Raw genomic sequence first — 6,583 nt, forward strand, 5'->3', positions numbered from 1 at the left:
TGCCCTGCGGCACCGCGAACGGCTCCAGGAACACCACGTCGCGCAGCTCCACCGCTGCCTGCGGCGCGGGACAGGGCACGGCGGCGACCACCGCGGCCCGCACCGACTCCAGGTGGGCGGTGCCGGGCACCACCGGCACCCCGCCGATGCGGTGCTCGTCGAGCAGCCAGTGGGTGTCGGCGGAGACCAGGCCGTGCAGCACCGTCGACTCCGGGCCGACCACCTTCGTGGTGAGCACCGGGTGGTCCACCGGCGTGGTGACCGTGTCCCGGCCGGCGGCCCGGAACGCGGCCGGCGCGGCGGTCTCCACCGCCATGCCGACCTCCGCCCAGCCACCCCAGTTCTGCGACAGCACCGGGGCCCGGAAACCCGCGCCGGAGCGGGCGAACGCGTCGAGGAAGGCGTTCGCCGCGCAGTAGTCGACCTGACCGAAGCCGCCGATCACCGAGGTGATCGAGGAGCACAGCGCCACGAAGTCCAACGGCAGGTCACCGAAGACCTCGGCCAGGGCGAGGGTGCCGGTGAGCTTCGGGGCGAGCACCCGTTCGGCCTCGGCCCGCTCCTTCACCTCGGCCATTCCGCCGCCGGGCAGGCCGGCGGCGTGCACGATGCCGTCCAGCCCGCCGAACTCGGCCTCCACGGTGGCCCGGACCCGACGCAGGTCGGCCGGATCGGTGACGTCGGCGGCGAGCACCCGCACCGTCGCGCCCGCCGCCTCCATCCGGCGGATCGCCGCGATGGCCCGGCCGGCCCGGTCCGCTCCACCGTGCACCGCCAGGTGGTCGTCCCACCGCTCGCGCGGCGGCAGCCCGGAGCGGGCCAGCAGCACCAGCTTCGCCCCGGCCCGCCGGGCGAAGTCCTCGGCGAGGGTGACGCCGATGCCGCCCAGGCCACCGGTGACCAGGTACCGGCCGCCGTCGCGCAGCGCCCCCGGCCCGGTCTCGGCGGCGACGGTGACCTGCTCGTAGCCGGTCACCCAGCGGCGGGCGCCGCGCAGCGTCACCTCCGCCCGCTGCGGGTCGACCGGGCGGCGCAGCTCGGCGGCGAGCGCGTCGACCCCGGTGTCGGCCGGGTCGGCGTCGACCAGCCGGACGGCCAGGCCGGGCAGTTCGGCAGGCAGCACCCGGGCCAGGCCGGCGAGGGTGGCGTGCTCGGGGCGGACCAGGTCGGCACCGGTGACGTCGCCGACGCCCGCGGTGACCAGGTCGAGGGTGAGCGACCGCTCCTCGGCGGTCACCCCCGCCCCGGCGAGGGCCTGCACCAGGTGCAGGGCGTCGAAGAAGCCACGCTGCTGGGCGTCCCAGGCGGCGGTGGCGTCGAGGCCGGCCGGCGTGCCGTCCAGGGCGAAGGCGTGCACCAGCCGGGCCGGCACGTCGCCTGCGGTCAACGCCGCGACCAGCGCGTCGTGGTCCTCCCTGTGGCCGGGGCGCAGCCGGTACCCGTCGCCGGTCGCCGCGAACGCCGTGCCGGGGCGTACCACAACCGGGGCGTCGCCGGCGGCCCGCAGCGCGTCGACCAGCGCCTCGGCGCGCGGACCGGCGGCGAGCACCAGGCAGCGGCCGTCGGGCACCGTCGCCGGGTCGGCGGCGGCCTGCCGCCACACCGGCACCGCGAACCACCGCTGAAGCGGCTGCGGGCCGGCGTCGGCCGGGGCGTCGGGCAGCGCCGCCACCGGGTCCGGGTCGACCCAGTAGCGCAGCCGCTCGAACGGGTACGTGGGCAGCGGCACCCGTCGGGCGGTCGGGTCGGCGTCGAGCCGCACCCCGATCCCGGCGCACCACAGGGCGGCGGCGCTGGTGAGCACAGTGGCCAGGTCGCCGGTGGACTCGCCGGGGCCGGGCAGGCTACCCAGCGGGGTCAGCGCCCGCTGCGCCGGGGAGCCCTTGGCGACCTGCATCCGGGCCAGGTTGGCCAGTTGCCGGCCCGGACCGCACTCCAGCAGCGCCCAGGTGCCCGCCCCGAGCAGGGTCGCCACGCAGTCACCGAACCGCACCGGCCGGCGCAGGTGCGCCGCCCAGTACGCCGGGTCGGTGGCCTGTTCGGCGGTGATCCAGGTGCCTGTCACGTTGGACAGGAACGGGACGGCCGGCGCGTGCAGCGGCACCGTCGCCATCAGGGCGGTGAACTCGGCCAGGATCGGGTCCATCATCGGCGAGTGGAACGCGTGCGAGGTGCGCAGCGGCTTGCTCTTGCTCTTGCCGCCGAGGCTGTCGGCGAACGCGGCGACGGCGGCGCTCTCGCCGGCCACCACGCAGGTGCCGGGCCCGTTGACGGTGGCGATGTACAGCCCCTCGGGCAGCCGGGCGGCGACCTGCGACTCGTCGAGCGACACGGCGAGCATCGCCCCCGCCGGCAGCGACTGCATCAGCCGGCCCCGGGCGGCGACCACCCGCAGCGCGTCGGGCAGGGTCAGCACCCCGGCGACGGTGGCGGCGACGTACTCGCCGATCGAGTGGCCGATCATCGCCGCCGGGCGTACCCCGGCCCGCTGCCAGTGCAGCGCCAGGGCGTACTCGACGACGAACAGGGCCGGCTGGGTGTAGCGGGTCTCGGTGAGCTTCTCCGCCGCCTGCGGGTCCCGACCGAGGATCAGGTCCCGCAGGTCCAGGCCCAGCTCGGGGCGGAGCAGCGCGGCGCACTCGTCGACGGTGGCGGCGAAGGCCGGCTCCTCGGCGTAGAGCTGTGCGCCCATCCCGGCGTACTGGGCGCCCTGGCCGGAGAAGAGGAACGCGGCGCGCGGCGCGGCACCGTCGACCACGCCGGACTGGCGGCGGCGCGGGGTACGCAGCGCGGTCACCGCCTCGGGCAGGTCGGCGGCGACCACGGCCACCCGGTGCGGGTACTCCTGGCGGCCCACCCGCAGCGTGTGCGCGACGTCGGCCAGCAGCTCCGGCCCGCCGTCGCTGGTCGCCGCCAGGTGGTCGGCGAGCCGGGTGACGGCGCTGTCCAGCGCCGACGCGGTCTTCGCCGACACCGTCAGCAGGTGCGCCGGGCGGACCCGCCGGTCCGCGCGGTGCGCGGCCGGGGCCTCCTCGAGCACCACGTGGGCGTTGGTGCCGCCGATGCCGAACGAGCTGACCCCGGCCCGGCGCGGCCCGCCGTCGGTGTCCCACTTGGTCAGGGTGTTCGCCACGTAGAACGGGGTGTCGGCGAAGTCGATGCCCGGGTTCGGCGTCTCGTAGTTGATCGTCGGGGGGATCAGCCCGTGCTCCATCGCCAGCACCGTCTTGATCACGCTGACGATGCCGGACGGCTGGCTCAGGTGCCCGATGTTGGACTTCACCGAGCCGATGCCGCACCAGCCCCGCTCGTCGGTGTCCCGGGTGAACACCGCCGACAGGGCGGCCACCTCGATCGGGTCGCCCAGCGCGGTGCCGGTGCCGTGCGCCTCGACGTAGCTGATGCTGCGCGGATCGATCCCGGCCATCCCGACCGCCTGGGCGATCGCCTCGACCTGCCCGTCGACGCTGGGGGCGGTGAAGCCGACCTTCCCGGCGCCGTCGTTGTTGATCGCGTTGCCCAGCACCACCGCGCGGATCGAGTCGCCGTCGGCGATCGCGTCGGAGAGCCGCTTGAGCAGGGTCACCCCGACGCCGCTGCCCCAGACCGTGCCGTTGGCACCGGCGTCGAACGGCCGGCACCGGCCGTCGGGCGAGGTGAAGCCGTCCATACCCAGGTAGCCGACGTGCGGCAGCTCCACGTTGACCCCGCCGGCCAACGCCATGTCGCACTCGTGGTTGCGCAGCGCCTCGCAGGCCAGGTGGAAGGCGACGAGCGAGGTGGAGCAGGCGGTGTGCACGGTCAGGCTCGGCCCGCGCAGGTCCAGCCGGTACGACACGTTGGTCGCCACGTAGTTGGGCGAGTTGCCGGTGGCCAGCGAGACCGCGCCGTGCGGGTTGCCGCCGACCCGCTTGTTGCGCAGCACGTACCGGTGCAGGTAGGTGTTGCCGCCGGTGCCGGCGTACACGCCTACCGCCCCGGGGTAGCGGGCCGGGTCGTAGCCGGCGTCCTGCAACGCGGTGTAGCAGCTCTCCAGGAACAGCCGGTGCTGCGGGTCGGTCATCTCCGCCTCACGGCTGGTCATCCCGAACAGCCCGGCGTCGAAGGTGTCGTACCCGTCGATCAGCGGGGCCCGGCTCACCCAGCCCGGGTCGTCGACCTCGTCGGCGGTCGCACCCCGGGCGAGCTGCTCGTCGCGGCTCAGCTCGGTGACCGACTCGACGCCGTCGACCAGGTTGCGCCAGAACTCGCCGACATCGGCGGCACCCGGCAGCCGGGCGGCGAGCCCGACGATGGCGATGGGTTCGATGCCGTCGTCGGTGGGCGGCGCGGTGGCGATCTCGTTCTGCATCGGGGTTGTCCTTTGTCGCGAGGTGCCGCCCGCGGGCGGTGGGGAGGGAGGCGTCGTCACGGTTGGTGCGGTCGGCGGGGTGGCGGGGTACGACGGGTCCGGCCGCGCCGGGCGGCGGCGCGCAACGCGGCGCGGGCCAGCTCGGGTCGGTCGGCGGCCCCGTCGAGGCTGGCGGCGAGCGCCCGGACGGTGGGGTGCCGGAACAGGTCGAGCATGGTGATCGACCGGCCGGTGGCGGCGGTCAGCCGGGCGTGCACCGCCGCCAGGGCCAGCGAGTGCCCGCCGATGTCGAAGAAGTTGTCGGCGACCCCGACCCGGTCACGTTCCAGCACCTGCCGCCAGATGCCGGCGATCAGCTCCTCGGTCTCGGTCAGCTCGTCCGGCCCGGTCGGCACCGGCGCGACCGGGGCCGGTGCGGCGGCGGCCACGGTCATCGCGCCCAGCGCCGCCACCCGGACGGTCGGCCGGGGCAGTGCCACGGCCACCGCGTCGGCCGGGGTGTGCGGGTCGGCGGCGAGCGCGCCGACCAGGTCGGCGAGGTCGGCCAGGAGCGCGTCGATCCGGTCGGCGTCGAACAGGTCCGGGTTGTAGACCACGTCCACCCCGCACCGGCCGTCGCGCTGCACCACGTAGACCGTGATGTCGAACGGGGAGCCGGGCTTGGGCACCGGCAGCGCCTCGGCGGTCAGCCCGGTCAGCGTCAGCCGGGGCGCGGTGAAGTTGAGCACGTTGAACAGCACCTGCACCAGGGGCGCCCGGGAGGTGTCCCGGCCGACGCCGAGGGTCTCGACGAGTTTCTCCAGCGGCGCGCCCGGGTGGGCGGTCGCCTCGTGCAGCTCGGCGGCGCACCGGTCGACCAGTTCGGCGAACCCGACCCCGCCGGTGCCGCCGGTCGTGCCGTCGGTGCCGGTGCGCAGCCGCACCGGGACGGTGTCGATGAAGAAGCCGACCACGTCGTCGAAGGCGGCCAGCCGGCGGTCGGCGACGATCGCCCCGACCACGTGGTCGTCGCCGCCGGTGAGCCGACGCAGCAGCTCGGCGAAGCCGGCCAGCAGCACCGCCGCGACGGTGCTGCCGCGCCGCTCGGCCAGGTCCCGCACCGCCCGGTCGGCGGTGGCGGTCAGGGTCACCGCCGCCTCCGCGCCCGCGTACGTCTGCACGGTCGGGCGGGGACGGTCGCGGGGCAGGTCCAACACGGTCGGCACGCCCCGCAGGTGCTCCGCCCACCAGGTGAGGTCGGCGGGACCCTGCCGGCGGTCCCGCTCGTCGCGCCACACCGCGTAGTCGGCGTACGACGCGGACAGCGGCGGCAGGGTCGGCGACGTGCCGGCGACGGCGTGCGCGTACCCGGTGGCCAGGTCGGCGTAGAGGACCGCCTCGGACCAGCCGTCGAAGACCGCGTGGTGCATGGTCATCGCCAGCACGTGCTCGTCGGGGCCGAGCCGGTAGACGGTCACCTGCCAGGGCGGGCCGGTGGCCAGGTCGAAGGCGTGCGCGGCACCGGCGGCGAGCATCCCGGCCAGTTCGGCCTCCGCGTCGGCACGGCCGGTCAGGTCGACCACCGGCACCGCCACGTCGGTCGGCTCCTCGCACACCGCGTAGGGCACCCCGGCGGTCTGCGGGATGCGCCAGCGCAGCACGTCGTGCCGGGTGGCCACGGCCCGCAGCGCCGCGCCGAGCGCACCGGTGTGAAGCGGGCCGCGCAGCCGGTGCGCGACCGCGATGTTGTAGGGGGCGCTGGAGGGGGCGAGCTGGTCGACGAACCACAGCCGGCGCTGCGGCGGGGACAGCGTCGGCGGGTTGCCGGTGGTCAGCCCGTCGGCGTCGGCGGGCGCGGCGGCCCGCAGCCGGGCGGCCAGCGCGGCCGGGGTGCGCCCGGCCAGCACGTCCCGGGTGTCGACGTGCCGGCCCAGCTCGGCGCGTAGCGCCGCGACCAGCCGCATCGCGGGGATGGAGTTGCCACCGGCGGCGAGGAAGTCGGTGTCCGGGGCGGGTGCCGCGCCGAGCAGCCGGGTGCAGACCCGCCGCACGACCCGCTCGACCGGGTCGGCCGGCTCGTCGGTCGGCGCGTCGGCGGGGGCGGCGGTCAGCGCGGCGTCGGCCAGCGCGCGCAGCGCCGGCCGGTCCAGCTTGCCGGTGATGGCGCTGACCGGCAGGTCGTCGCGGCGCAGCAGCCGCGCCGGCAGCATCGCGGCGGTCAAGCGTCCCCCGGCGTACGCCCGGACGGCGTCG

At 76.3% G+C, this 6,583-nt stretch carries 2 protein-coding genes; both read right to left on the reverse strand.

All coding sequences use genetic code 11. The annotated features are described in order from the left end of the window. Positions 1-4,351: type I polyketide synthase (locus tag ACOJTC_RS00090; protein WP_420115246.1), on the reverse strand; the 4,351-nt coding region annotated here is incomplete at its 3' end. 56 nt (positions 4,352-4,407) lie between these two features. Beyond that, positions 4,408-6,583: condensation domain-containing protein (locus tag ACOJTC_RS00095; RefSeq protein ID WP_420115247.1), on the reverse strand; the 2,176-nt coding region annotated here is incomplete at its 5' end.

The organism is Micromonospora sp. (genome assembly GCF_048594385.1).
Lineage (GTDB): Bacteria > Actinomycetota > Actinomycetes > Mycobacteriales > Micromonosporaceae > Micromonospora > Micromonospora wenchangensis.